Origin of the sequence: Hymenobacter lucidus (assembly GCF_020447265.1) — a bacterium.
GTDB classification, from domain to species: domain Bacteria; phylum Bacteroidota; class Bacteroidia; order Cytophagales; family Hymenobacteraceae; genus Hymenobacter; species Hymenobacter lucidus.
The window spans coordinates 960845-985344 of the sequence record NZ_JAJADR010000001.1 but is presented as its reverse complement, the minus strand read 5'-3'; the positions used below and the strand labels follow the sequence as shown (position 1 = coordinate 985344).

Genomic DNA, 24500 nt, shown 5'->3' with positions numbered 1-24500 from the left:
CTATATTCACCAAACCTAAGCATTTTTTATCCCCAACCCTCCTCTAATGGCTGCTACCACAGACAAAGCCGAGAAAACTGCCGCAAACCCTCAGGCCGAGAAGCTCAAGGCCCTTCAGCTCACGATGGATAAGCTCGATAAGGCTTATGGCAAAGGCACCGTCATGAAGCTGAGCGACAATAAAGTAGTCGACATTCCGGCTATTAGCACCGGTTCGCTGGGCCTCGATATTGCCCTCGGTATTGGCGGTCTGCCCCGCGGCCGGGTCGTAGAAATCTACGGTCCTGAATCGAGCGGTAAAACGACCCTGACGATGCACTGCATTGCCGAGGCCCAAAAGAAGGGCGGTATTGCCGCGTTTATCGACGCTGAGCACGCCTTTGATAAAAGCTACGCTGAAAAGCTGGGTATCGACACCACCAACCTGCTCATTGCCCAGCCCGACAACGGCGAGCAGGCTCTGGAAATAGCCGACCACCTGATTTCCTCGGGTGCCATCGACATCATCGTTATTGACTCCGTGGCCGCCCTGGTGCCGAAAGGCGAGTTGGAAGGCGACATGGGCGACTCTAAGATGGGTCTGCAGGCCCGCCTGATGAGCCAAGCCTTGCGGAAGCTCACTGGTACCATCAACAAGACCGGCTGCTGCTGCATCTTCATCAACCAGTTGCGTGAAAAAATCGGTGTGATGTTCGGTAACCCCGAAACCACGACCGGTGGTAACGCCCTGAAATTCTATGCTTCGGTTCGTCTCGACATTCGTCGGATTGGCCAGATCAAGGAAGACAAGGACAACGTGACAGGCAACCGCACCAAGGTGAAGGTGGTGAAAAACAAAGTAGCCCCACCGTTCAAAGTGGTCGAGTTCGACATCATCTACGGTGAAGGCATCAGCAAAGTGGGCGAAATCCTGGACCTGGGCGTTGATATGGGCATCATTGCCAAATCGGGCTCGTGGTTCTCGTACGACGGCAACCGCCTGGGTCAGGGCCGCGAAGGTGTTAAAACCATCCTGCTCGACAACCCTGAGCTGGCCGACAAAATCGAGAAGCAGATTCGCGACATGGTGAAAGGAGAGCCCGAAGTAGCTCTGGCCGCCATTCCGACCGACGAGTCGATTGCCGACGAAGACGACAACGAGTAATCTTTCCGGTTTAACGAAAAAGCCTCCCCGCGCAAGCCGGGAGGCTTTTTTTGTACGTATCTTCCTTGCCCGAAAAAGCGCAATGGAACCCAGCCGTTGCATTTTCGTTCCTTTTGCCCAAGTACGATGCGAGTTTATACGGTTACTGGTATCTTTGCTGGCATCCCGTTTGAATAAGCACCGGCTAAAACCATTTTGCCGTTTTCCATGAACCGTCGCTGGCTTCTGTTTTCCCCGCTGCTTCTTGCCTTTTGCGCTGTTTTATGGTCGTTCGACTCGGCCAAAACCGAGCGCGCCATTCCCAATCATAGCTTTGCCAAAGGTGAGGTGCTGCGCTATAAGGTGCATTACGGGCTCATCAACGCCGCCGAGGCTACCGTGGAGCTGTCCGATGAGATTCACAAGGTGAACGACCGGCCCTGCTACAAGGCCACCGTTACGGGCAAGACTACCGGCTCCTTCGACTTCTTTCTGCGCATCCGCGACACCTGGCGCTCCTACATCGACACGACCAGTATTCTGCCCCAGCGTTTCTTCCTCAGCGTTGAGGAGAACAGCTACCGCAAAAAGGAAACCATGGACTTCGACCACCACAAAAACGTGGTGCAGGTAGAAACTCACCGCAAGCAGGACCCGGTCAAGAAAGGTAACTTCAAAACGCCCGACAACATTCAGGACATCGTCAGCGGCTTCTACTTTCTGCGGACCCTGAACTACGACAACCGCAAAGTCGGCGAGGTTATCCGGGTGCAGGGCTTCTTCGACGATGAGGTTTTCAATATGGACGTAACCTACAAGGGCAAGGAAACGGTCGAAACCAAGGCCGGCGTTATCCGCGCCATCCGCCTCGTCCCGAAAATGCCAGAAAACAAGCTATTCAAGGGTGAGAATGCCATATCGGTGTACCTCTCCGACGACCGGAATAAAATCCCGGTTCTGTTTCAGGCTGAAATGTTTGTCGGCTCCGTCAAAGTCGATATGTACAAATACCAAGGCCTGCGAAACCGGTTGAACCTGGTGGCTAAGAATTGATTCCGTTTCTAAAAGCGACTCCGAAAGGGTCGCTTTTTTTATGCCCTTTGCTGCTCTTGCTGAGTTTACTGCCTCATCCTCTTCATAAAGCCCAACGCCATGCCGCTGACTGATACCTTGCCGAAAAAGAGCGCCAGGCCTATTTTGCAAAGCCTCGTCCCGAACCGGCACTGCCCGCCACCGCCGGCCCGGCCAGTGCAGAACCTGCGGGAACAGCCGGTGCCAGCCGGGTCGCGTCACAAAAAGGTAACACGCGCTACCATCCGGCAGGAAGTATTTTTGTCCTCGCGCATTTTCTTTTACCCCCAAACCCCACGACCCGTGCACCCTACTCCTTCCTCCAACGCCTACAAGATTCTGGTAGTTGATGATGACCCGGACATCGTGGAACTGCTTGAATATAATCTGCGCAAAGAAGGCTACATCGTGGCCAGCGCCCCCGACGGCCGTAAAGCCCTGGAAGTAGCTCCGCAGTTTGGCCCCGACATTATTCTGCTCGACGTGATGATGCCCCACCTCGACGGTATCGATACCTGCCGACAGTTGCGGGCTATGGCCCGTTTCAAGGAAACGTACATCATCTTTCTGACGGCCCGGGCCGAGGAGTTTTCGGAAGTAGCCGCCTTCGATGCCGGCGCCGACGACTTCATTGCCAAGCCCATCAAGCCCCGGGCCCTGATGAGCCGCCTGGCCGCCTACGTGCGCCGCGACCATGAAACATCGGCCGTGTCGGAAACCATTGAAATCAACGGGCTGACCATCGACCGGACGGGCTTTGCCGTGTTCCAGGAAGGCCGTAAGATTTCGTTGCCCAAGAAAGAATTTGAGCTGCTGGCGTTCCTGGCCGCCTCACCCCACAAAGTATTCGGGCGCGAAGAGCTGCTGCAGAACATCTGGGGCAACGACGTATTCGTGCTGGCTCGCACCGTGGACGTGCACGTGCGGAAAGTGCGCGAGAAAGTCGGCGACCATCATATTCAGACCATTAAGGGCGTCGGCTACAAGTTCAACGCCGACTAGGCTTTTTCCTGGGCGTCTTGCCAGTTCCGCGACTGTCATCCTTCCTTTCCTGGGGTGACAGTCGTATTTTTATCACCTGCTTCCATTATTCCGCGCGTGAACCTCTCGTCCCGCACCATTGCCATTCTTATTGCCCTGCTGGTTGGTGGGGTGCTGAGCACTTTTGCCTGGGTGGCGCCCACGCTGGATTTTCAGCAGGCGGCGCTGGCAATGGGCATTACGGTGGCGGCGTGCTTTCTACTGGTGTATCTGTCGTTTGAGGCCCTGCTGTTCCGGGAAATCAACAACATCTACGCTGGGCTGGAAAACATCAAGCGCAAGGAGTTCCGGCGGCTGTCGAACAAGTTTCTGTTTCGGCCCGAGCCGCTGAAGCGCATGCGCGACGAAATTCTGGATATGGCCGAGCGCAAAGAGCGCGAAATTGAGGAACTGAAACGCCTGCAAGCCCTGCGGCGCGAGTTTCTGGCCGACGTATCGCACGAGCTCAAGACGCCGATTTTCGCTGCCCAGGGCTTTCTGCACACCGTGCTGGATGGCGACATGGACGACGATTTTCTACGCCAGAAATTCCTGACCAAGGCCGCTACTAGCCTCGATACGCTCGATGCGCTGGTGCAGGATCTGGTAACTATTTCGCAGCTGGAAAAAGGCGTGGTCCGGATGCGCAAGCAGCGCTTCAACCTAGCCGAGCTGGTGCGGGAAATCTTTGAGCAGCTGGAGCAAAAGGCCGCCCAGCGCCACGTAGTGCTACAGCTTTTCCCGCCCACGCTACACACGGAGCCCCTTCTGGTGGTGGCCGACCGTAACCGGATCCGGCAGGTACTTATCAACCTGATTGATAACGCCATCAAATACGGCAAGGAAGGCGGGCACGTGGTGGTAAGCCTGGTCGAAGCCCAGAAAGTGGTGCGTGTGGCCGTGCGCGACGATGGGGCCGGCATTCCGAAACAGCACCAGAACCGCATTTTCGAGCGGTTTTACCGCATTGATAAGAGCCGCTCCCGCGACTCGGGCGGCTCGGGGTTGGGGCTAGCCATCAGCAAGCACATCGTGGAGGCCCACAAGTCGGTCATTCGAGTGCGGAGTGAGGTTGGCGTAGGCACAACGCTGGAATTCAAGCTGCCCAAGCCCCGGCCGGCCAAAGAGGCTCCGGAAGTAAGTGCGCCCGAGGCCTGAGCTTCCCAAGACTTCGGCGTACCTTTGCGGCCCGCTATGAAGAAGCACTTAGATTTTAAAGACCTGATTCTGTTTGAGGACGACGACTTCGTGGTCATCAACAAACCGCCGTTTCTGGCCACGCTTGACGAGCGAGTAGGCGGCGCGCCCAACATCCTGCGCATGGCCCGCGAATACAGCGCCGACATGCAGGCCTGCCACCGCCTCGACAAAGAAACGTCGGGCGCTTTGGCGTTGGCCAAAAACCCGGAAGCCTACCGCCACCTCTCGATGCAGTTTGAGAACCGTGAGGTGAAAAAGCTCTACCACGCCGTGGCCTGGGGCGTGCAGCAGTTCGACAACAAGCTGGTCGACCGCAGCATCGAAACTACTACTAAAGGCAAGGCACGGCTGGCTTACAAAGGCAAAGCCGCCGAAACCTACTTCACCACTCTGGAGCAGTTTGCCCGCCACACCCTGGTGCAGTGCGTGCCCATCACCGGCCGCATGCACCAGATTCGGCTGCACCTGATGTATCTGCAGGCTCCTATTGTGGGCGACGTAGTGTACGGCGGCGAGGAGTTTTACCTTTCCACGCTGAAGAAGAAGTTCAACATGAAGGAAGGTGAGGAAGAGCAGCCATTCATCAAGCGTTTCGCCCTGCACGCGGCCAAGCTCATTTTCACCCGCCTCAATGGGGAGGAAGTAACCGTGGAAGCCCCCTATCCGAAAGACTTCCGGGTGCTGGTCGACACGCTACGGCAGTACAGCTAAAGCAGCCGCCTAGAGCCGCTCGAACACTAATAGACGGCAGGAGTCGGCATCGGGACGGGATAGGTTGCGCGGCTTAGCGCCCTGCCAGCGCAGCCGGTAGCGGGCATCCTGCTGCAGGCGCTTTAGCGGTATTCCGGCTTCGGTTACCGAAAACCAGTCGTCCCAGAACACCAGCGTACCGGCCGGCACGTCTGCTTTGGGTCCCTGGGGGTGCAGAAACCCCATGTCGCGCCGCTGCCGCACATCAAACGGGTCGACGCGCAGGGCAATGGCCAAGTAGGGGTGCTCCAGCACGATGAGAGGCTTTTGCTGCGGATGCGTTTGCGCCAACCAAATTCCGGCTTCGTCGGCCAGCTGAATTTCGGCGGCCTGGGCAAAGTCGCGCTGCCAGCGAAAGGCCGTGCGGGCCCCAGTGAAGAGGAACAGCACCACCGCCGCCGTAACGCCAAGCCGCACCCGCTGCTGCACCACGGCGTTTTTAAACAGCTGCGTGATACTCAGCAGGCCATTAAGAGCAATAATGGCCATGAGTGGCACCATGGCGTTGAGCACCCGCACCATGCCGAAGGAGGCGAAAATGCCTTGCCACCAGAAAAGCGCGTGGGCGCCGCAGTACACCACCACACTGCCATAAATCAGCAGCAGCTCGGCCCAGAAGAGCGTCGGCTGCTGGCGTAGCTGGGGCCGCAGCCACAGTAGCAGGGCCCGGATGCCGCCCAGCCAGAACATGACGAACAGTACCAAGCCAATAACGCCGGGCAGCTGAATGAAGTAGTGACTTAGTGTGCCGTGGCCGTATTGCGCAGCTCGGTACGGGTAGGCATTATGAGTAAACACCCACAGAAAATCGTGGTACACCAGTAGGCCTACCACGCTATATACCACGTAGCCCACCAGCAGCGCGGGCAGGTGCCGCCACTGCCGGCTCACGAGTAGGTACACCGCCCACACGCCCAGCAACAAAAAGCCCTCGGAGCGCACAAAGGGCAGAAACGACATGACCAGCGCCGACCAGCCAGCCCGGTCACGCAGAGCCAGCCACACGCCTGCCACCAGAATAAGGCTGAACAGCGGCTCGGTGAGACCCGAAAACTGGATGCGGAAGTAGTCGGGGGCGGCGTAGGTGAAAAGCAGCGCCAGCCAGGGCCAGGGCAACCGCAGCCGCTCGGCCACCCGGTAAGCCAGCCAGGCCGCCAGGGCTACCACCCCACAGTTGAAAAGCTTGATGCCCAGAAAGCCCAGCTGGGCGGGCCCAGCCGTCAGCAGCACAAACAGCGGCTTGGCCCACGACTCCAAAAAATTACCGGGATGCTCAAACGCGTAGCGGCTGTAGAGGTAGTGGTTGATACTGTCGCCGGTATCGTAGGTAGTAGCCGTGGTGCAGGCCAGAATAACGGACAAAGCAAACAGCGCCAACAGCAAAAGCAGGGCCGTGCGCGAGGTTTTCGGGGCCGGGTTAGGGGCAGGTAATACCGGGGATACGGGCATAGAAGAGGGCTGGCGAGGGCCTTAAAGGTAGTAATGGCCGCTCATACCAAATCAGCAAAACTGCCAAAGCAGGTAAGTGCAAGGGTTTTAGATGGATAATTCTCCCCGGGGCTTTGCTTCGTAAGCGAAAAAGGGTAACTTTGTGTCCGTTTTTCCCGAACCCTTGCTGGGTTCTATCTCATTTTCAAACGCTTACTCAACTCCCCAATGGATCATCTGAGCTTCAAGACGGTGTCCGTCAACAAAGCCAACGCCAACAAGGGCTGGGTCGTGATTGATGCTGGTGACAATACTCTGGGCCGTCTGTCCAGTCAAATTGCCAACATTCTCCGCGGCAAACACAAGCCCTCGTTTACGCCCAACTCTGATTGCGGCGATTCGGTTATCGTTATCAACGCCGACAAACTGCGCGTGACGGGTAAAAAGATGACCGAAAAAATTTACGTGTCGCACTCCGGCTACCCAGGTGGCCAGAAGCGCAAGTCGATGCGTGAGGTGATGGAGAAATCCTCGACCCGCGTTATCGAGCACGCCGTACGCGGTATGCTGCCCCACAACCGTCTGGGTCGTGAGCAGTTCCGCAGCCTGTTCGTGTACGAAGGTGCCGAGCATCCTCACCAAGCTCAGCAGCCCGCCGCTGTTGACCTGACCAACCTGTAAGCCTAACCCGCTTTCCTTTTTTTCTCTAATTTTTCATTAATGGAAATCTCCAACACCTCTGGTAGAAGAAAAACCTCGGTGGCTCGCATCTACATGCAAGCCGGGCAAGGGAATATCACTATCAACGGCCGGGAAATGAAAGCCTACTTTGGCAATGAACTCCTGGAAAACATCGTGAACCAGCCTTTGAATACGGTTGAGCAACTCAACCAGTATGACATCAAGGTGAACGTGCGCGGTGGTGGCATCTCGGCTCAGGCCGAAGCCATCCGTTTGGCCATCTCGAAAGCCCTCGTGGGTGACAACGCCGAAGTGCGTCCCGCCCTGAAAAAAGAAGGCTTCCTGACCCGTGACCCCCGCATGGTGGAACGCAAAAAGTTCGGCAAGCGCAAAGCTCGTCGCTCGTTCCAGTTCTCGAAACGCTAAACCCAGAGGAACCTTATCATGGCTCAGTCCACCACGTATAAAGAACTGCTCGACGCAGGTGCCCACTTTGGTCACCTTACGCGCAAGTGGGACCCGAAAATGGCGCCGTACATCTTCATGGAGAAGAACGGCATCCATATCATTGACCTGAACAAAACCCTGGTTTCGCTGGAGCAAGCCGCCACTGCTATCCGCAACATCGCCAAGAGCGGTCGGAAAGTAATGTTCGTTGCTACCAAGAAGCAGGCTCAGGAAATCGTTACCGAAGAGGCCAAGCGCCTGAAAATGCCATTCGTTACCGACCGGTGGTTGGGTGGCATGCTCACCAACTTCGCCACGGTTCGCAAGTCGCTGAAGAAAATGAGCACCATCGACAAGATGGTGAAGGAAAACACGGCCTACGCAGCACTTGCCAAGCGTGAGCGTCTGATGCTGTCGCGCGAGCGGGAGAAGCTGGAGCGTGTGCTGGGTGGCATTGCCGACCTGAGCCGCCTCCCCGCTGCCCTGTTCGTAGTGGACGTCAAGCGTGAGCACATTGCCGTTAAAGAAGCCCAGAAACTCGGTATCCCCGTTTTCGCTATCTGCGATACGAACTCGAACCCCGAGCTGGTAGACTTCCCAATCCCGGCTAACGACGACGCCTCGAAATCCATTGCTCTGATCGTAGGTATCATCAGCAAGGCTATCGAAGATGGTCTGTCGGAGCGTAAAGTTGACAAGGACGAAGCCGACAAGAAACAGTCGGAAGACGAAGGCATCAAAGAGAAACTGGCTGCCGACGAATAGTCCGTCTACCGAATGAGAAGAGGGGAACATGCGAAGCACTCGGCTCCGGTGTTCCCTTTTTCTTTAGGTACTTCCCTCCTCTCTGCCTATTCGGAACGAGCCCACTGGCTTGTTCTATTCTAGTAAAATCCCCTCCTCTAAATCTCACAAGAATGGCCGCAATTACCGCCGCAGACGTGAACAAGCTCCGCACCATGACCGGTGCAGGCATGATGGATTGCAAAAAAGCGCTGACCGAAGCCGAAGGCGACTTCGAGGCTGCCCGTGACATTCTGCGTAAGCAGGGTCAGAAAATTGCCGACAAGCGTGCTGAAAACGAAACGTCGGAAGGCTTTGTAGCCGTAGCCGTAAGCGAAGATGGCACCAACGGTAAGCTGGTAGCTCTGGCCTGCGAAACGGAATCGGTAGCCAAGGTTGCCAACTTCCGCGAGCTGGTGCAGCGTATTCTGGATGCTGCCGTGCGTACCAACGCCGCTACCAAGGAAGACCTGCTGGCTACCAAGGAAGAAGACGGCCTGACCATTCAGGAGCACATCACCGACCTGATGGGCAAAATCGGCGAGAAGCTGGACCTGACCTACGCTACCCTCTCGGCCGAGAAGGTGGCTTCGTACATCCACTCCGACAGCAAGAAAGGCGTACTCGTAGGCCTGAAGAACGTAGGTGGTGCTGATACCGCCGCCGTAGGCCGCGACGTAGCCATGCAGATCGTAGCCATGAAGCCTGTTGCCGTTGACAAAGACGGTGTGGATTCGTCCATCACGGAGCGCGAAATCGAAATTGGCAAAGAGCAGGCGCGTGCCGAAGGCAAGCCCGAGGCGATGCTGGAGAAAATTGCCCAGGGCAAGCTGAACAAGTTCTACAAGGAAAACACCCTGTTGAACCAGGAGTTCGTGAAAGACAACTCGCTGACCATTGCTCAGCTGCTCGACAAAACGTCGAAAGGCATGACCGTAACCGACTTTAAGCGCGTGGCCATTGGTGCCTAAGCTGTAAAGTTGATACTATGAAAAGCCCCGCTGGCGTTATGCCGGTGGGGCTTTTTTGTGCTTTACTTTTACTCTACAAGATGAACGAGACGCGTAAAAAATTATTCAGAGAGCTGCTCTACTGGGGAATGGTGGATATCCGGCTAGCCACTGCGCCTCATCAAGGATTCTGGCTGAATCCACTAACACTACAGCGTCGGCGCCTGCAACTGCAGCTTGCCCATGAAATTGCTGAATGGCTTCATAACCTGGCTCAATTTTCTGCCTCTGAGTTCGAAAATTTTGATGAGAGCAGGTTTTGGGAAGACTACCAGACTTTTCAAAGAAGATATCCCATAGAAACACACCCTTTCTTGTTTGGCAAGACAATCGAAGAGCTAACCAGGATGTAGAAACCACAGAGCCATTAGACAGCACCTGTGGATGAAAGAACAGTATCAGTTAATTAATCAGCGGCTTTGGCTGGCCGGATTCGTGTGCTTGCGCCGACTAGCGCCTCCTATCAGATTCTTAGCCAGCGCAGCCAGCAAGAGCAAAAACAACAGGCCAATCAGGAAACGGGGCCAGTTAATATTCTTCATAGGGAGCTTTAAGGGCGTTGGGACTGGGCGGTGTAGGCCTGCACCCTCGTAACTGCGTTGCGGCGCAGGTTGAGGTAGAACAGGGCGTAATCGGCAATGTGGAAGGAGTGGCGCAGCTCAGGCCGGCCGGGGAGCAGGAAGCGCGGGTAGCCCGTGGGCTGAGGCGCGTGCATCCAGACGAGGCCGTTGTGGACTTTGGCATCGACTACGGCCGTATCGATGCGGTTGAAGGAAAGCGGGACGCCGCCTTTATTCAAATGGCTGGGGGCGGCGGCGGTGTCGCGCGTCCAGGTGAGGGGGTTGGTAGCCACGCCGCCGGCGAAAGGCGGGTACTCGTTGCCCCAGGCCACGGAATTCCAGCCCACGTAGCAGCCGGTTTGCGTGGAGTCTTCGCAGGGCCGCAGGGTCTGGTATTCGTCGGTTTTCACTTTGAAGCCGATGAGGTAGGCCACCACGAGCTGTTTGCGCAGCTTGGGGTTGTTGTCGATGAACTCGTGGAGCAGGCGCGTGGCGTGGAACGTGCCCTGGCTGTGGCCGGCAATGATGATGGGCCGGCCCTGGTTATAGTGCGCCAGGTAGTACTGGAAAGCAGCTTTTACGTCGGAATACGCCAGCTCCAGGGCCTCTTTGCCGTTGGTGCTTTTCTCGTCGAAGAAGGAATAGAGCGTGGCCTGCCGGTAGCGCGGGGCGTAGATGTGGGCCGCAGCGTTGAATACCGTGGCTTGCTTGCGGATGGTACTGTTGTCGGTGAAGCGGTTCAGGCGCTCATCGGCCAGGTCGGCATTCCACGACTCGCGCTTGTAGAACGTGGTGGGGTGCACATAGAACACGTCGGCCAAGGCGGTTTTCTGCTCATCGCGCAGGCCCGAGCCGAGCGGTACCAGGTCGGCCGAGTCGCGGCGGGTGGGCAGGGCGGCCCAGTTGTCGGGCTGGGCGTAGTCAGGAATAGTGGCGGGCCGGTAGGCAGTAAACTGCTTGCCGGGCTTGATAACCGTGAGACAGGAAACCAAACTGTTGCCAATCAGCAACAGAAGGCTTAGGTAAACAGCACGAAACAGAGCAGCAGAACGCATGGGCAACGGTATCAGAAACACAAAAATAGCTCACGCAACCGGGTTGCGTGAGCTATTCGCTTGCTGAGCCTACAACCAGCTAATCGGTAAAGGTGTTTTCCAGCAGCCGTTCCTGGCGCAGATATTTGATTTTATAGTTCTTATCGAGGCGCACGCGCACCTGGGCGCGGGTTTGCTGGTGCTTTTGCTGCGACTGGCGGAAGGCCTGGCTTTTCTCCAGAAAGGTCACCACGCGGGAACCGTCTTCGCCTACGTCACTGATTTGCAGGCTACCGGGCTCAATTTCGCTGGAAGCTTCCAGGAATTCCGGGAAGTGGCTTTTCACTAGCTCCTCGTTGATGGCGGCCGGCGTGGTGTTCTGCAGGGTGTAGAACCGTTCGACCGTGGGCGAAAAGTATTGCGCGGCACTAAAGGGCGCGGCTTTCAGGTCTTCGTAATAAGCCGAGAGCAGACTTTCGATACGGCCGCGCACGGCGCTGTCGTCGGCAGGTGTGGGGGCTGGCACAGGTTCCGGGGTAGCGGCCGGAGCCGTAGAGGCTGAATCAACGGCAGGAGCGGCCGGGGCAATGGCGGGTGCAACGCGCACGGTTTCGGGGGCAGCGGCGGGTGGCAAATCAATCTGCTCGGCTTGGGGGCCCACTTCCGGCGTGGCACTCAGGCTGTCCTGCTCGGTACGGGTGGCGCTGCTCAGGTGTTCCGATTCGCGGTTGCCGAGCGTGAGGTAGGCAGTGAGGGCCAGCAAAGCCAAAATGCCGCCCACGATGAGAATCGTGGAAAGCGGGCTGCGGGTTGGGGCCACATAGGGCGCTTCCTCCTGCTCTTCGGCCAGCTCCGGCTCGGTGGCATCATAGGTATCGTAGGCGCCGCCGTCGGTAGCGCTGGGCGAGGTGCCCGGCCGGCCCGACTCGCGCGGGTGACTAAAGGGCTGGTCGGGTGTGGCCGGAGCTGTTACCTGCTCTACCGGCGGCTGATACTGAGTCGGCGCGGGCTTGGGCGTCACGATGGGCGGTAACAGCGGGTCTTCGATGGGCGCGCTAACGGCCCGGGCCTCGGGCACGGGTGGCGGCATAACCGACGGCGCAATCGGGGCAGCAGGCGGCGTGACGGGGGCAGCGGCCGAAGGAGCCTGCTGCTCGTTGAAAAGGAGCTTACGTTTCAGCGTTTCAAACTCGGCGGGCGTGATGGTGCCGGCATCGAGCCACTCTTTGAGCTGGCGCAGAGTATCGAGGGGCGACGGGTCTTTTTCCATGGGAAAGTAGCGGTGGAGAGGGCAGGCAACAGCTTATTTACGGTCGAGAGCCGACAGACGGTCACGCCGCTTCTGCAGCTGTACTTTGCGCAGCTCCATCTGCTGGCCGGTCGTGATGAGCTTTACTGAATCTTCGCGGGCTTTTAGAGCGTTGCTGATGTTGGTTTGCTTCAGGGCTTCGATGCGGGCCAGGTTGCTGGTCGTGTTGGCTTCGAGGGAGGTTATTTCCTTTTGAAGGCGCTCCTTCTCCTTTTCAGCCTCTTTCAGCTGCTTTTCGGCTTCGGCAATTTTCTCCTTGTAAGCCTTCACGCGGGCGGCGGTGGCAAAGCTCTGCGTCATGCTGCGCAGGGCCGCAAATTCGGTGGGCGTTTTATCCGGGTTCAGAAACGTATCGGGGCCGAAGGCGGCGAAGACCGACAGCTCCGAAGTAGTATCGGAGGGCGAAGTTACCATTGAGTAAAAGTCAATCAGCTTGCCCGATACGCTGGAGGCGGGGGTTTGCTTGGCGGCCAGCACGTCTTTCTTGCCAACTCCGAATACCCCGTCGCCTTTCAGCTTAATGTTGTAAGTATCCTTCAGCCAGGACTGCCAGAAGTCGCGAGTCCAGGCGGCGGTGCCTTCTACCTGCACCTTCACCGCGTCGCGCTCCTTCTTCTCGAAATTGACGGTACTGGTGCGGGCATCGTAGAGCTGGGCGCTGGCCTGGGGGCCCGAGAGGCTAACCAGGGCAGCCAGCAAAAAAGTAGAAAACAGGAATTTCATGGTCGGAAGGGAATCGGGTAAACGAAAGCTACGGGAAAGATAGCCGCAGGCTAATAAATATCGTGCCGGTTGAAGGCGGCCTGCAAATCCTGGTTCATCTGGGCGAAGCGCTGCACGGCGGCGGCAATGAATTCCTCATCGAGCAGGGTGCGGATGTCGGCCTCACTGGTCACGTCCATCTCGCTCACCTTGTAGGTTTGCTCCAACGGGCCTTTTTCGAGCTTGATGAGGTACTTCCCGTTCCAGGAGAAAAGCGTGATTTTGGCATCCGGGTGCGGAATATCGGCGAGCTGGCGCATGGCGGCAGGAATTAGCGGTGGTTGACGGGGCGAAGATAGGCACCCTGCCGCAACTGCCTGCCGGCCAAGCTCGTCATAACACCCGCAAACGGGCCGCGTATAGTGGGCTAGTCAGTTGATTTACCGTTTGTTTCACTTAATCATCTTGTAATCATGCCCCAGGGAGATAAATCGGCCTATACCGACAAGCAGAAGCGGCAGGCGGAACACATTGAGGAAGGCTACGAAAAGCGCGGCCTCTCGGAAGACGAAGCCGAGCGCCGAGCCTGGGCCACCGTTAACAAGCAGGACGGCGGCGGCAAAAAGAGCGGCTCCGGCCGCAAGAAATCGGATAAGTAAAAGAACTGCTCAAGAGCAACAAAAGGCCCGTTCCTGCTTTGGGACGGGCCTTTTGTTGCTGTAACAGAACGTCATGTCGACCAGCGGGAGACATGACAAAAGCTAATTAACCGTGTGCAGAATGGCGTAGAGTGAGACGGCCGAAATGGTAACCCACAGCAGCGCGGCCTGCACGAAGGGCCGTACCCCGACCGAGCGCAGCACCTGAGCCGAGAGGCCGGCTCCAATCAGAAACAGGGTCAGTGTGAGGCCTATTTTGGCCAGCTTCACCGCCACTGGCGCCAGGGGCTGCAGGGCGGGCACGTAGGTATTGAGCAGCATCGCCCCGATGAAGCCCAGAATGAAATAGGGCAGCTTGACCTTGGCGCCGGGTGTTTTGAAGAGGAAAGCCGTGCCCAGGGCCACCGGGATAATCCAGAGGGCGCGGGCCAGCTTCACGGTGGTGGCAATCTGCAGGGCCTGGTCGCCGTAGTGGCTGGCGGCGCCTACCACCGAGCTGGTGTCGTGGATGGCAATGGCGCACCAGAGGCCGAACTGATTCTGGCTCAGGTGCAGCTCGTGGCCCAACACGGGGAAAATGAACAGCGCAATGGAGTTCAGTATAAAGACTGCGCCCAGCGCCACCGACATCTGCGACTCATCGGCTTTCAGCACCGGACCCACGGCCGCAATGGCGCTGCCACCGCAAATGGCGGTGCCGCTGGCAATGAGGTGGGACGTCTTGGGGTTCAGCTTCAGCCAGCGGCCCACGAAGTAGCCCAGCGTGAGCGTGCCGGCAATGGAAGCAACCGTGAACAAGATGCCTTCCCGGCCGGCCTGCACGGCGGCGTGGGCGTTCATGCCAAAGCCCAGCCCGATAACCGACCATTGCAGCAGCTTGCCGGTGATGCGCCGGCTCTGGGCCTGGAATGGGTTGCCGATAACCAGCGCCACTACTAGCCCCAGCAGTAAGGCCAGTGGCGGAGAGCCCCACGGCGACACGCAAACCAGCAAGGCTACAGCAAATACCAGCCGTTGCGGCGTAAGAGCCGAGCCCCAAACGGGCAATGGCTGCGTTAGGAAAGCCGCAAAGGCACTGCGGGCTTCCTCGGGGTGCGGCAGGACCGGACGAGCAGGGTGGGAAACTTTCATGGGTGGGGCGGAAGCAATAACTACCCCAAAAGTACGCGTCCCCCACCCCGTTCGATAATCAAAAATGATTATCGGTCATTACTTGAAGTTATACTAAACCTCGCTGAACTCTTGCTGGGCATACAGCAGAAAGCGGCGGGCTGGTACGGCCAGGGGTTGACCCTGCAGCCAAACCGCCTCAAACTGCCGCGTCAGGGTCAGGTTTTGCACCGGTACTATTTCCAGTCGCCCGGCTTCGATGTCCTTCTTCAAAGCCTGTTTCGAAACAAAGCCCAGGCAATTAGCTGCCGCTTCCAGGTACGACTTGATGGCTTCGGTGTTATCCAGATACAGCGCCACCTGCACGTCGGCCATTTTGATTTTCTGGGCCCGCAACGCAAATTCCAGCACTTCGAGCGTGCCCGAGCCCCGCTCCCGTAGCACCAACGGATGCTGCAGCACATCGGGCAGTGGTATGGGCTCAGCGGGCGGACCGGCAGCAGTGGCGCGGCGCACGGCTACCAGCTCATCGTCGAGCAGGGGCTCGTAGTGCAGGTCGCGGTTTTTCACTTGGCCTTCCACGAAGCCCAAATCGATGTGGCCGTAGAGCAGGGCCTCGGCAATCTGCTCGGAGTTGCCGTTGTAGAGCGTCAGCTCGATGTTGGGGTAGCGGGCCTGAAAACCGGGCAGAATGGGCGGCAGTACGTACTGGGCCAGCGTGGTGCTGGCGCCCAGCCGCAGGCGGCCGGCCGCTTCGGCGTGCAGGCCGTGGAGCTGGTCGGTGAGCTGCTGGTGGAGTACTTCCACGGCATCGGCGTGACTTAGGAGCAGGCGGCCGGCCTCGGTGAGCGTGACGCGGTTGCCGCGCCGCTCAAACAGGCGCTGCCCGTAGCTGCGCTCCAGCTCCCGGATGTGCTTGGTAATGGCGGGCTGGGTGATAAACAGTTCCTGGGCTGCTTTGGTGAAGCTAAGGTGCCGGGCCACCGACTGAAAAACGCGAAGACGAAAATCGGGCATGAGCGCAAGGTAGCTGGTTGTTGTTGGTTGTTCGTTGCCGATTACGGTTGTTTGGCCGGCTTTCAGTAGCAGAACGTCATGCTCAACTGGCCGACTATAAACCGACAATAACCCACCAAAAACCAAACCTGCTTACCTTTCCTGAGCAATTCCATTTCCACCTTTCCCCATGAGAAAACCTTTCCTTGCCGCGCTGGCCCTGCTCCCACTGGCCGCCGCGGCCCAACAAAGCGTGCTGACGCCGGAAAAGCTCTGGCAGCTGGGCCGCCTGGGCGAAATGCAGGTGTCGCCGGATCAGAAAACGGTGGCCTTCACCGTGACGCGCTACAGCCTGACCGACAACAAAGGCAGCGCCGATATTTACTTAGTGCCCGTGGCCGGCGGGGCCGTGCGGCAGCTTACCAATACGCCCACCGTTTCGGAAAACACCCTCAACTGGCGGCCCGATGGCAAGCTCACCTTTCTCTCGGGCGAAGGCGGCACCGACCAGCTCTACGTTATCAGCGCCGACGGCTCGGGCAAGCAGAAGCTCAGCGAGTTTCCCGACGAGGGCCTCAGCAACCTGAAGTATTCGCCTAAAGGCAACTTCATTCTCTACACCCAGGACGTGAAAACGGGCAAAGAGGTGAAGGACTGGTTTCCGGATCTGCCTAAGGCCGACGCCCGCATCATCGACGATTTGAACTACCGCCACTGGAATGTGTGGGACGACTACAAGGTCTCGCACGTGTTTTTCCAGCCCATCGGCACCGATGGCAAGCCCACCGGCTACGGCAAGGACGCCATGGCCGGGGAGAAGTTTGACGCGCCGGTGCAGCCCCTGGCCGGCTCGGAGCAATTGGCTTTTTCGCCCGACGGCTACTCGGTGGCCTACACCTCGCGCAAGCTCACGGGCAAGGCCGAGGCCGAAAGCACCAATTCCGACATCTACCTCTACAACATCCGGGAAAACAAAACCGAGAACCTGAGCCAGGGCCTGGAAGGCTACGATATCGAGCCGGTGTTTTCGCCAGACGGCACCAAGGTGGCCTGGCTGAGCATGGCCACGCCGGGCTTCGAGTCGGACCGCAACGGCATCGTGGTGTACGACTTCAAGACCAAGAAGCGTGAGGATATCACCAAGGGCTCGGAGCAGGCGGCGGCCAATATCCGGTGGAGCGCCGACGGCAAAATCATCTACTTCGCCAGTGTTATTCAGGGCACCGACCAGATTTTCTCGGTGCCGAGCAAGGGTGGCAAAATCCGGCAAATCACGCAGGGCGCGCAAAACTACAACGCCTTCGAGCTGGTAGGAAAAGACCAGGTCGTGGCCAACAAAACCACCATCAGCAGCCCCGCCGACCTGGTGCGCGTGGATCTGAAAACCGGCAAGGAAACCGCGCTGACCTCCATCAACAAGGATGACCTGGCTGGCGTGACGATGGGCAAGGTAGAAAACCGCCGCGTGACGACCACCGACGGCAAGCAGATGCAGGTGTACGTCATTTATCCGCCCGGCTTCGATGCCAGCAAGAAATACCCCACGCTGCTTTATTGCCAGGGCGGGCCACAGAGCCCCATTACCCAGAGCTTTTCCTACCGCTGGAACTTCCAGCTGATGGCTGCCAACGGCTACATCGTGGTGGCACCCAACCGGCGCGGCCTGCCCGGCTTCGGCACCGAGTGGAACAACAGCATTTCGGGCGACTGGGGTGGGCAGCCCATCCGTGACTACCTTTCGGCCATCGACGACGTGAGCAAGGAGCCGTTTGTGGACAAGGACCGGCGCGGCTGCGTGGGCGCCAGCTACGGCGGCTACTCGGTGTACTACCTGGCCAGCCACCACGAGGGCCGCTTCAAGACCTTCATTGCTCACGCCGGCCTCTTTAACCTGACCAGCTGGTACCCCAGCACCGAGGAAATGTTCTTTGCCAAGCACGACATCGGGGCCGCGCCCTGGGAAACGCCGCAGCACAAGAGCTACACCGAGTTTAACCCCCAGCAGTTTGTGGGCAAGTGGGACACCCCGATTCTGGTGATTCACGGCGGCAAGGATTTCCGGGTGCCCGAGGGCCAGGGGATGGAAGCTTTCGGCTCGGCCCAGCTGCGCGGCATTCCGAGCCGCTTTCTGTACTTCCCCAACGAGGGCCACTGGATTCAGAAACCCCAGAACGCAGTGCTCTGGCAGCGGGTGTTCTTCGAGTGGCTGGGCCGCACGCTGAAGCCCGAAACCCAGGCGGCCAAGTAATGCCGCTAGTGAGGCCCACTACGAAAACGGACTCTGCCAACTACGGTGGAGTCCGTTTTTGTAGTGGCTTTTCTGTCGTTGTTGCGCTATCTTATAGAAGCTATTCCGCCTTAGCCACCTAACCCCATGCGCCTCCCGTTGCTTTTGTCGCTCTTCGTGCTGAGTGGGTTGGCCGCCGGGTCGGAACAGGCTTACGGGCAGGTGCCGATGGGACGCAACCAGCCCCCTCCCCCGCCTTCTGAGTCGTATCAGCTACTCCAGTCACCAGCGCAGGCCCGGATGGCGCGGCTGATAACCGTGCAGCCGACGATTCCCGTTGGCCCCGATGGCGCCATCAGAGCGGAGCCGGATACGGCTACCCGGCACCTGTACGCCCGCCACAAGGTGCGGGCGGTGATGAAAGTCAGAATAAACCGCCGGGGCGAAGTGGAAGACACCCTGGAATACCAGACCGTAGACCGGCAGGGCCGTTGGCAGCAGGTGGGTACCGGCCCCGCCTCAGTACAGCGGCAGTGGGCTTACAACCAGAACGGTCACTGTACTTCCCTGGTCGAATACCCGAGCCCAAACCGGCCTTATACGGTAGTTACCACCTACAATCCCGCTTTGGAGCAGGGCCAGCAGGAAGTGTTGCAGGCCAACGGGCAGCACAATGTAGTCAGTGAAAAGCGGCTCTACCACAGCGGCGACACGCTGCTGACCGAAATTAAAGCCCGGGCACTAAGGGTGCAGCAGTACCAGTATCCGCAGTACCACCAGCGCAGTATCCGGTTGGTGCCCCACCCCGACACGGTACTCAGCCTGACCTGCTTTTATGACCAGAGCCAGCAACCGACCAGCTACCAAGTCAACTACCTGCTTTACCGGCACGGCCGGCTCCGGGAAAGCGGCAAGCTAAACCTGGCCACCATGGCCCGCGCCCGGAGCATAGGGCTCCCAACTGACCAACCCGGGGTGATGAGCTGTGCGCAGATGCTGGCCACACTGCGCGCCGGCTACGGCCTGGAGCCCGAACGGCGCCACTATTACGATGCTCAGCACCGCCTGATCCGGCAGGAAATTACGAGCCCGGTGGGTACTACGGGACAGACCGTGCAGACCATCGTGTACTACACCTACAACAACCTGGGCCAGTTGCTAGGCCGGCAAGAGCGCCTCAGCGTACCCATGGCAGCGCCCCGCACTACTTACACAGTATATTCTTATTTTCCCCAGGGCTTATTGTCGGGTGAAACCACGAACGTGCAGGGTGCCAAAGCTGTATTTTACCGCTATTTCTACCTCTACTACCAATAAAGCAGCCTCTTTGATTCGCCTGAGAGCAGGGGTTCGGAACTGATTCTGCCCGAATTTGTAGGTTATGCAACGCCGCAAGCCCCGGGCGGTACTATATTGCTATCAGACTGCCTGTTCACTTGTTCTTACCTTATTGCATATCCTGCCGTGTCCATCCGCTTGCTTGTCGTTTTATGCGCTTTTCTACTCGGCTTTTCAGCGCATAGCTTGGCTCAAGCAACCGACGACAGCCACACGGTGCTGGATACGCTGTACCTAGACGGGGAAAACCATACGCACGTTTCGGAAGCCTATCGCTACTATACCGAGCCGTTTTCGGTAGCACCCAGCCCCGAGCGAGCCGACAGCCTCTGGCGCACCGGCGCTTTCGGGCCCGGCCGTTGGCACAAGGCACTCAGCCTGGGCTTTCTGCACCAGCGCGTGTGGCAGCGCATTGCCGTAGCCAATACCTCGGCCCAACGCAGCCGCTACGTCTGGAGCATCTACAACTTCACCGACAGCGCCACCCTCTACTTCCGGGCCCAGGGCGGCCAGTCGTTTCAGACCATTACGGCCAGCTCGTGGCAGCCGGCCCGTGAGCGGGCTTTTCCCGGCCGCTCCCTTAGTTTTCCCTTCACGCTGGAGGCCGGACAACGAGCTGTGCTCTACCTGCGCGTCGACCACCGGGCGGGGGCGCTGTATCTGCCCACCTACATCGAAACCACGGAGCAGTATCTGGCGTCGGAAGTACAGGCCCCGTTTGAGCGGCACTGGATTTGGCTGCTGGGCTTTTACGTGAGCAGCGCGCTGTTCAACCTGGTGCTCTTCACCTTCCTGCGCGACCGAATCCACATCTGGTACGGGGTATACGTGCTCTGCCTCACGCTCTTTCTACTGATGGAAGACGGGTTCGATGCCTGGGTGCTGCCCACGCTGCTCTACCGGGCAATATGGTCGGTGGGGCAGTTCAACCTGCTGTTGCTAGCGGCAGCCTGCGGCATCCAGATTATGCAGGCCTTCTTGCGGCTACAGGCCGGCTGGCCCCGCCTCTACCGCCTCGGCCGCTGGCTGGCCGGCGCGGCGGCGGTTTTCGTGGTGGCATACGCTCTGCTGTTTCCGGTGGCGGTGCAGGCCAACGACGTTATCTACCCCACGGTGCTCAACGCTACCCGCGAAGTACTGCTGCTGGCTTTGGCTGTGTATACCTGGATGTGCCTGGTAGCGGTGCTGCTTTCGCGGCGGCGGCGGATGGCGGCTTACTATGCGCTTACCTACTTCTTCTTCTTCGTAGGCTTTATGCTCTTCTGGCTCAATCATCTGGGCCTGACCAACTTCAACATCATCCGACCCAATGCCCTGGCCTGGGGTTTGGTGCTGGAACTGCTGGTGCTAAGCGCCTTGCTCACGGGCCGGTTTCGGGACACGCTGCGCCAGAATGAGAAACTGCGGGTGCGCCAGCTGCGGGTGCGCAATGCGCAGAGTGCGCGCCTCATTGCGGCCCAGGAAGAAGAGCGCGCCCAGCTGGCCCGGGAGCTGCACGATGCGCTGGGCCCCAACCTGGCAGCTTTGCACATGGCCTGGCAGGGCCAGGCCCTGCGCGAAGCGCTGGCCAGCTCGCCGGCGGCTACGGCCGTGGCCCACCACACCGAGCTGCTGCTGCGTCACCTGCGCGACGAAGTGCGCACCTACAGCCACACGTTGCTGCCCGTAGAGCCCGGCCAGGGCAAGCTGTGCGAGTCGATATCGATGCTGGCCGAGCTGCACAACGTGTACGGCTCGCCCGTAGTGCAGGCGTATTGCGACTCCAGCCTCGACGAGCTGCCGGCCCCGCTGCAACAGGGTGCCTACCGCATTGCGGCCGAGCTGCTCAACAATGCTATTCGCCACTCGCGGGCCAAGGAAGTTTCGGTGCAGCTGCTGCACCATCCCACTGAGCTGGAAATTCTGGTGGAGGATAACGGCCGGGGCTTCGAACAAAAAGGCGCCGCCGCTGGTATCGGCTTGCGCGGGGTGCGGGCCCGCGCCGATTACCTACGGGGCCAGCTTTACATCGACAGTTCGCCGCACGGCACGAGCATTGTGGTCCGGATACCTTGCTGAGTTTGTTGCCGCGCTCTACCTTCCCTTTTTACCCTACACCTTCCCGCCGCCACCTGTATGCTATCTGCTCCCTGCCGCTTGCTGATCGTCGATGACCATCTGATGCTCACGCAAAGCCTGGCACTACTGCTCACCGAACATCCCGACATTGCGGTAGTAGCGCAGCTGGCCTCGGGGGAGGCGCTGGTTAGCTGGCTGGATAATGCGCCCCTTCCCCTGCCCGCCGATGTGCTGCTGCTCGATCTGCACCTGCCCGGCACCGATGGCCTCACGCTGCTGCCGGTGCTGCTGCAGAAATGGCCCCGGCTGCGGGTGCTGGTTTTCAGCACCGCCACCGGCCCCGAGCTGATAGAACGGGTAGCAGCAGCCGGCGCCCACGGCTATTTGCCCAAGTCGGCCGATGCCGACCGGCTGCTGGCGGCTATTCGGAGCGTGTATGCCGGCGAGAAGGTGTTTCCGCTGCTGCCGCGCCGCCCGAGCTCGGCTCCCGCCGCCACCACCGAGCCCTTGCTGCGGCTACACCGGTTGTCGGGGCGGGAACGGGAAATAGTAGGCCTCATCAGAGCGGGCCTCACGACGCGGGAAATAGCCGAGCGGCTGTCGTTGTCGGAGTTCACCGTGGGCACCCACCGGCGCAACATCATGCACAAGCTAGAGCTGCCCAATATGGCCGCGCTGCTGCAGTTTGCCTTCGACTACGGCCTGTAGTCCCGGCTATTGCACCAGAATGGTATCGGTGGCTTTGCTGATGTCGCTGCTGATTTTTTGAATGAACTCCAGCTGTTCGCGCAGCAGGTTTTCCTCCGGCGTCAGCACTTGTTTGGGAAACGCTTCGGCCTCCACGGCCAGAAAATCGGTGGCGGGGTCGGTGGCGGTGGGGTCCAGCTTCTTGAGGCTGCGCGTGAGGGCCGCCAGGGCCTGCCGCAGCGGCTTGCGCGTAGCCGGCGCAATGGGCTGGGTAGTAGCAGCCGAGGTGATAGAAGCAATATTGGACGACAAGATGTGGTTCAGCACCACGAAGTCCATTACCTCCGTGCTGTTGCGCCGAGTACTTTTGGGCTCCGAAAGCATCCGCTGGAAGGCCGACGAGAGGTTGGCCGAGCTGACGTACACTTCCTTGCGCACCAGCTTGTAGTCGGTTTGGCGAAAAGCCACCCCCGAAATACCCTCGGCCAGCTTGTGCAGGTACTTGATATTGGCCCGCAGCACGTCGCGCATAAAGTCGCCGAGCTGCTCGCCCTCCCACTTCGGAAAGAGAAAGTAGCCTGCCGAAAAGGCAATGGCGCAGCCAATGAGCGTATCCAGTACCCGCTCCTCAATGACGCCCAGGTAGCCCACTCCCAGCAGACTGAACATAATCAGAATGAAGGGCGTGAGGCAGGTGACGGTGATGATGTAATTGGTGCGCTGAAAGCTGTAGGAAACAACCATCAGCAGCACCATGCAGGCAAACTGCACCCCAGTGTCAGGTATCAGCCACAGGATGAGCACGCCAATGACGCCCCCGGCCAGCGTGCCCAAAATCCGCTGGTAGTTGCGCTCCTTGGTCAGGCTGAAGCCGGGCTTGAGCATGTAGGTGGTCGTCATCAGAATCCAGTAGCTGTGGTTGCCCGGAAACAGCAGCTTGGAGGCCACAAAGCCCACGGAGCAGGCCAGCGTCATGCGCACGGCGTGCCGAAACACGGACGAGTTGAATGTGAGGTTGTCGCGCAACGACTTCAAATCAAACTCGTTGTGCGACACAAAGCGCGAAAATTCCAGCTCCCGGTTGCGGGTCTGGCCCACTTTGGCCGCGTCGAAGTAGTTGAGGATGTCATTCACGCGCTGGGTGAGGTTGCGCAGGTTCACCAGTATCTTCTTCAGCACCAGATTGCTGCCCGCCGTGCCTTCCTCCCCGATGGCGTCGATGCGGATTTTCAGCGTTTCCAGCTGGCCTTTCAGGTTGGCGCGGGTGGTGTAGGGCCGATTAGCCTGAATAGCCACTCCGATGTGGTCCAGCTCCACGGCCATATGCCGAATCATGCTGGCTACTTCGCCCAGCACACCGGTGTGGCCAAACTGGGCACGCAGGGCCGCGTAGTCGTAGTAAGTGGCCGTGATATGCTCGTAGAGGTCTACCACATCGATGAAGGTGACGACCAGCCGCCGCCCCCGGTTCGTGGATTCATTCACGATCTGGCGGGTTTTGAACAGCACTTCGCGCACGGCATCCTGCTTTTCGCTCACTACTACCTGCTGGGCAATGAGGCGGCGGTAGTCTTCTTCCAGCGTGGTTTCGAGGGTGTAAAAATCGGCCTTGATAGTGAGGAACTGGGCAATGGCGTGGATGCACTCGGCCAGGGCCTGCCGGGCGGCGCGGTGGGGCCGCACCTGGTGCAGCAGCAGGCTCAGCACCGTGTACCAGAGGCCGCCAGCCGCCGCCAGCGCCGCGTGGGGCAGCACCTGGGCGGCGGTCAGGGGCTTATCCATCTGCAGAATCATGATGAGCAACGCCGCCGAGCCCAGGGCCCCGGCCCGCGCCCCATACACCAGAAACATGGTGAAGAAGAAAGTGAGGGCCGCTACCTCAACGCCCAGCAGAAAGTTGGAGTGCTGCACCAGGCCCGTGAGCAGCGCCACCAGGAAAATGCACCCGATGCCGTAAAGCATGCCGTTGCGCTTGTGCTCGATGGGGCCCGGCAAATCGGTGATACTGATGCAGACGGCCCCGGTGGAAAGCGTAAGGCCGGTTTCGAACTGCCCTAGCCGGGCAAACACCAGCGCGGGCAGCAAAATGGCGAAGGTGATGCGCAGCCCGTCGGAAAAATCCTGTCCAAAGAAGAAGTAGTGGATTTTTCGGGTGTGTTCGTTCATTGCCGCGGGGTATCAGGTCGGGGGCCGGTAGGGCTCCTTATACGGCCGGCAAGGTAAGGGCAGTTGGCAATACCGCGCCGCTACTTTTTGCTCGGTGCCCGGCCGCCAGTGGCCGCCCACCGCCGCTCAGCCACCGCCTGA

The 24500-nt window shown here is 59.0% G+C and carries 24 protein-coding genes; 15 read left to right on the top strand and 9 right to left on the bottom strand.

Annotation, left to right across the window (positions count from 1 at the left end; genetic code table 11):
• Window positions 1-46: 46 nt before the first annotated feature.
• The 5 genes from recA to LGH74_RS04185 all read left to right on the top strand — a co-directional run bounded on the left by recA (window position 47) and on the right by LGH74_RS04185 (window position 5125).
• On the top strand, window positions 47-1144 hold the full coding sequence (gene recA / locus LGH74_RS04205) for a recombinase RecA (protein WP_226172430.1): 1098 nt from the start codon (window positions 47-49) through the stop codon (window positions 1142-1144).
• Between the two features lie 207 nt (window positions 1145-1351).
• Window positions 1352-2176 (top strand): DUF3108 domain-containing protein, encoded by an 825-nt coding sequence (locus LGH74_RS04200; protein ID WP_226172428.1) that lies wholly within the window; start codon window positions 1352-1354, stop codon window positions 2174-2176.
• Between the two features lie 321 nt (window positions 2177-2497).
• The gene (locus tag LGH74_RS04195; RefSeq protein WP_226172425.1) at window positions 2498-3196 is read left to right on the top strand and encodes a response regulator transcription factor; all 699 of its coding nucleotides are present in this window, start codon (window positions 2498-2500) and stop codon (window positions 3194-3196) included.
• A gap of 54 nt (window positions 3197-3250) precedes the next feature.
• Window positions 3251-4372 (top strand): sensor histidine kinase, encoded by a 1122-nt coding sequence (locus LGH74_RS04190; protein WP_226172420.1) that lies wholly within the window; start codon window positions 3251-3253, stop codon window positions 4370-4372.
• 36 nt (window positions 4373-4408) lie between these two features.
• Window positions 4409-5125: an RluA family pseudouridine synthase gene (locus LGH74_RS04185; protein ID WP_226172417.1), complete on the top strand. Its 717-nt coding sequence runs from the start codon at window positions 4409-4411 to the stop codon at window positions 5123-5125.
• A gap of 9 nt (window positions 5126-5134) precedes the next feature.
• On the opposite strand, the gene LGH74_RS04180 is transcribed toward LGH74_RS04185, so the two are convergent.
• On the bottom strand, window positions 5135-6613 hold the full coding sequence (locus LGH74_RS04180) for a hypothetical protein (protein WP_226172413.1): 1479 nt from the start codon (window positions 6611-6613) through the stop codon (window positions 5135-5137).
• 207 nt (window positions 6614-6820) lie between these two features.
• Here LGH74_RS04180 and rplM point away from each other — a divergent pair, with 207 nt between their 5' ends.
• From rplM to LGH74_RS04155, 5 genes are all read left to right on the top strand, one after another.
• Window positions 6821-7273, top strand: a complete 453-nt coding sequence (gene rplM, locus LGH74_RS04175; RefSeq protein WP_226172410.1) for a 50S ribosomal protein L13 — start codon at window positions 6821-6823, stop codon at window positions 7271-7273.
• A 39-nt stretch (window positions 7274-7312) separates the two neighbouring features.
• Entirely contained in the window at window positions 7313-7699 is a 387-nt protein-coding gene (gene rpsI, locus LGH74_RS04170; RefSeq protein WP_100337369.1) for a 30S ribosomal protein S9, read from the top strand.
• An 18-nt stretch (window positions 7700-7717) separates the two neighbouring features.
• On the top strand, window positions 7718-8485 hold the full coding sequence (gene rpsB / locus LGH74_RS04165) for a 30S ribosomal protein S2 (RefSeq protein ID WP_226172407.1): 768 nt from the start codon (window positions 7718-7720) through the stop codon (window positions 8483-8485).
• 152 nt (window positions 8486-8637) lie between these two features.
• The gene (gene tsf / locus LGH74_RS04160) at window positions 8638-9474 is read left to right on the top strand and encodes a translation elongation factor Ts (protein ID WP_226172404.1); all 837 of its coding nucleotides are present in this window, start codon (window positions 8638-8640) and stop codon (window positions 9472-9474) included.
• A gap of 17 nt (window positions 9475-9491) precedes the next feature.
• Window positions 9492-9866: a hypothetical protein gene (locus tag LGH74_RS04155; protein WP_226172401.1), complete on the top strand. Its 375-nt coding sequence runs from the start codon at window positions 9492-9494 to the stop codon at window positions 9864-9866.
• A gap of 57 nt (window positions 9867-9923) precedes the next feature.
• Here LGH74_RS04155 and LGH74_RS24830 read toward each other — a convergent pair whose 3' ends face one another.
• The 5 genes from LGH74_RS24830 to LGH74_RS04135 all read right to left on the bottom strand — a co-directional run bounded on the left by LGH74_RS24830 (window position 9924) and on the right by LGH74_RS04135 (window position 13438).
• Window positions 9924-10055, bottom strand: coding sequence for a hypothetical protein (locus LGH74_RS24830; protein WP_262904525.1), 132 nt, complete (start codon window positions 10053-10055; stop codon window positions 9924-9926).
• An 8-nt stretch (window positions 10056-10063) separates the two neighbouring features.
• Window positions 10064-11128 (bottom strand): DUF3089 domain-containing protein, encoded by a 1065-nt coding sequence (locus LGH74_RS04150; RefSeq protein ID WP_226172399.1) that lies wholly within the window; start codon window positions 11126-11128, stop codon window positions 10064-10066.
• 79 nt (window positions 11129-11207) lie between these two features.
• Window positions 11208-12377, bottom strand: coding sequence for an SHOCT domain-containing protein (locus tag LGH74_RS04145; protein ID WP_226172397.1), 1170 nt, complete (start codon window positions 12375-12377; stop codon window positions 11208-11210).
• Window positions 12378-12410: 33 nt separating this feature from the next.
• Window positions 12411-13139: a hypothetical protein gene (locus tag LGH74_RS04140; RefSeq protein WP_226172395.1), complete on the bottom strand. Its 729-nt coding sequence runs from the start codon at window positions 13137-13139 to the stop codon at window positions 12411-12413.
• A 50-nt stretch (window positions 13140-13189) separates the two neighbouring features.
• Window positions 13190-13438 carry a hypothetical protein gene (locus LGH74_RS04135; protein ID WP_226172392.1) on the bottom strand — a complete coding sequence of 83 codons (249 nt, stop codon included), beginning with the start codon at window positions 13436-13438 and terminating at the stop codon, window positions 13190-13192.
• Window positions 13439-13591: 153 nt separating this feature from the next.
• Here LGH74_RS04135 and LGH74_RS04130 point away from each other — a divergent pair, with 153 nt between their 5' ends.
• Window positions 13592-13777, top strand: a complete 186-nt coding sequence (locus LGH74_RS04130) for a hypothetical protein (protein WP_226172390.1) — start codon at window positions 13592-13594, stop codon at window positions 13775-13777.
• Between the two features lie 102 nt (window positions 13778-13879).
• On the opposite strand, the gene LGH74_RS04125 is transcribed toward LGH74_RS04130, so the two are convergent.
• Together LGH74_RS04125 and LGH74_RS04120 are read right to left on the bottom strand one after the other, a co-directional pair.
• Complete coding sequence (locus LGH74_RS04125; protein WP_226172387.1) at window positions 13880-14908, bottom strand: YeiH family protein; 1029 nt, start codon at window positions 14906-14908, stop codon at window positions 13880-13882.
• Between the two features lie 93 nt (window positions 14909-15001).
• A complete protein-coding gene (locus tag LGH74_RS04120) occupies window positions 15002-15904 on the bottom strand; it encodes a LysR substrate-binding domain-containing protein (protein WP_226172384.1) in 903 nt (300 codons plus the stop codon).
• A 169-nt stretch (window positions 15905-16073) separates the two neighbouring features.
• Here LGH74_RS04120 and LGH74_RS04115 point away from each other — a divergent pair, with 169 nt between their 5' ends.
• From LGH74_RS04115 to LGH74_RS04100, 4 genes are all read left to right on the top strand, one after another.
• Window positions 16074-18131, top strand: coding sequence for a S9 family peptidase (locus LGH74_RS04115; protein ID WP_226172381.1), 2058 nt, complete (start codon window positions 16074-16076; stop codon window positions 18129-18131).
• Window positions 18132-18257: 126 nt separating this feature from the next.
• Complete coding sequence (locus LGH74_RS04110; protein WP_226172378.1) at window positions 18258-19427, top strand: hypothetical protein; 1170 nt, start codon at window positions 18258-18260, stop codon at window positions 19425-19427.
• A gap of 207 nt (window positions 19428-19634) precedes the next feature.
• On the top strand, window positions 19635-21506 hold the full coding sequence (locus LGH74_RS04105) for a sensor histidine kinase (protein ID WP_226172375.1): 1872 nt from the start codon (window positions 19635-19637) through the stop codon (window positions 21504-21506).
• Window positions 21507-21563: 57 nt separating this feature from the next.
• Window positions 21564-22214, top strand: coding sequence for a response regulator (locus LGH74_RS04100; protein ID WP_226172373.1), 651 nt, complete (start codon window positions 21564-21566; stop codon window positions 22212-22214).
• Window positions 22215-22220: 6 nt separating this feature from the next.
• Here the strand turns inward: LGH74_RS04100 and LGH74_RS04095 are convergent, their stop codons facing one another.
• Entirely contained in the window at window positions 22221-24359 is a 2139-nt protein-coding gene (locus LGH74_RS04095) for an FUSC family membrane protein (protein ID WP_226172353.1), read from the bottom strand.
• Between the last annotated feature and the right edge of the window lie 141 nt (window positions 24360-24500).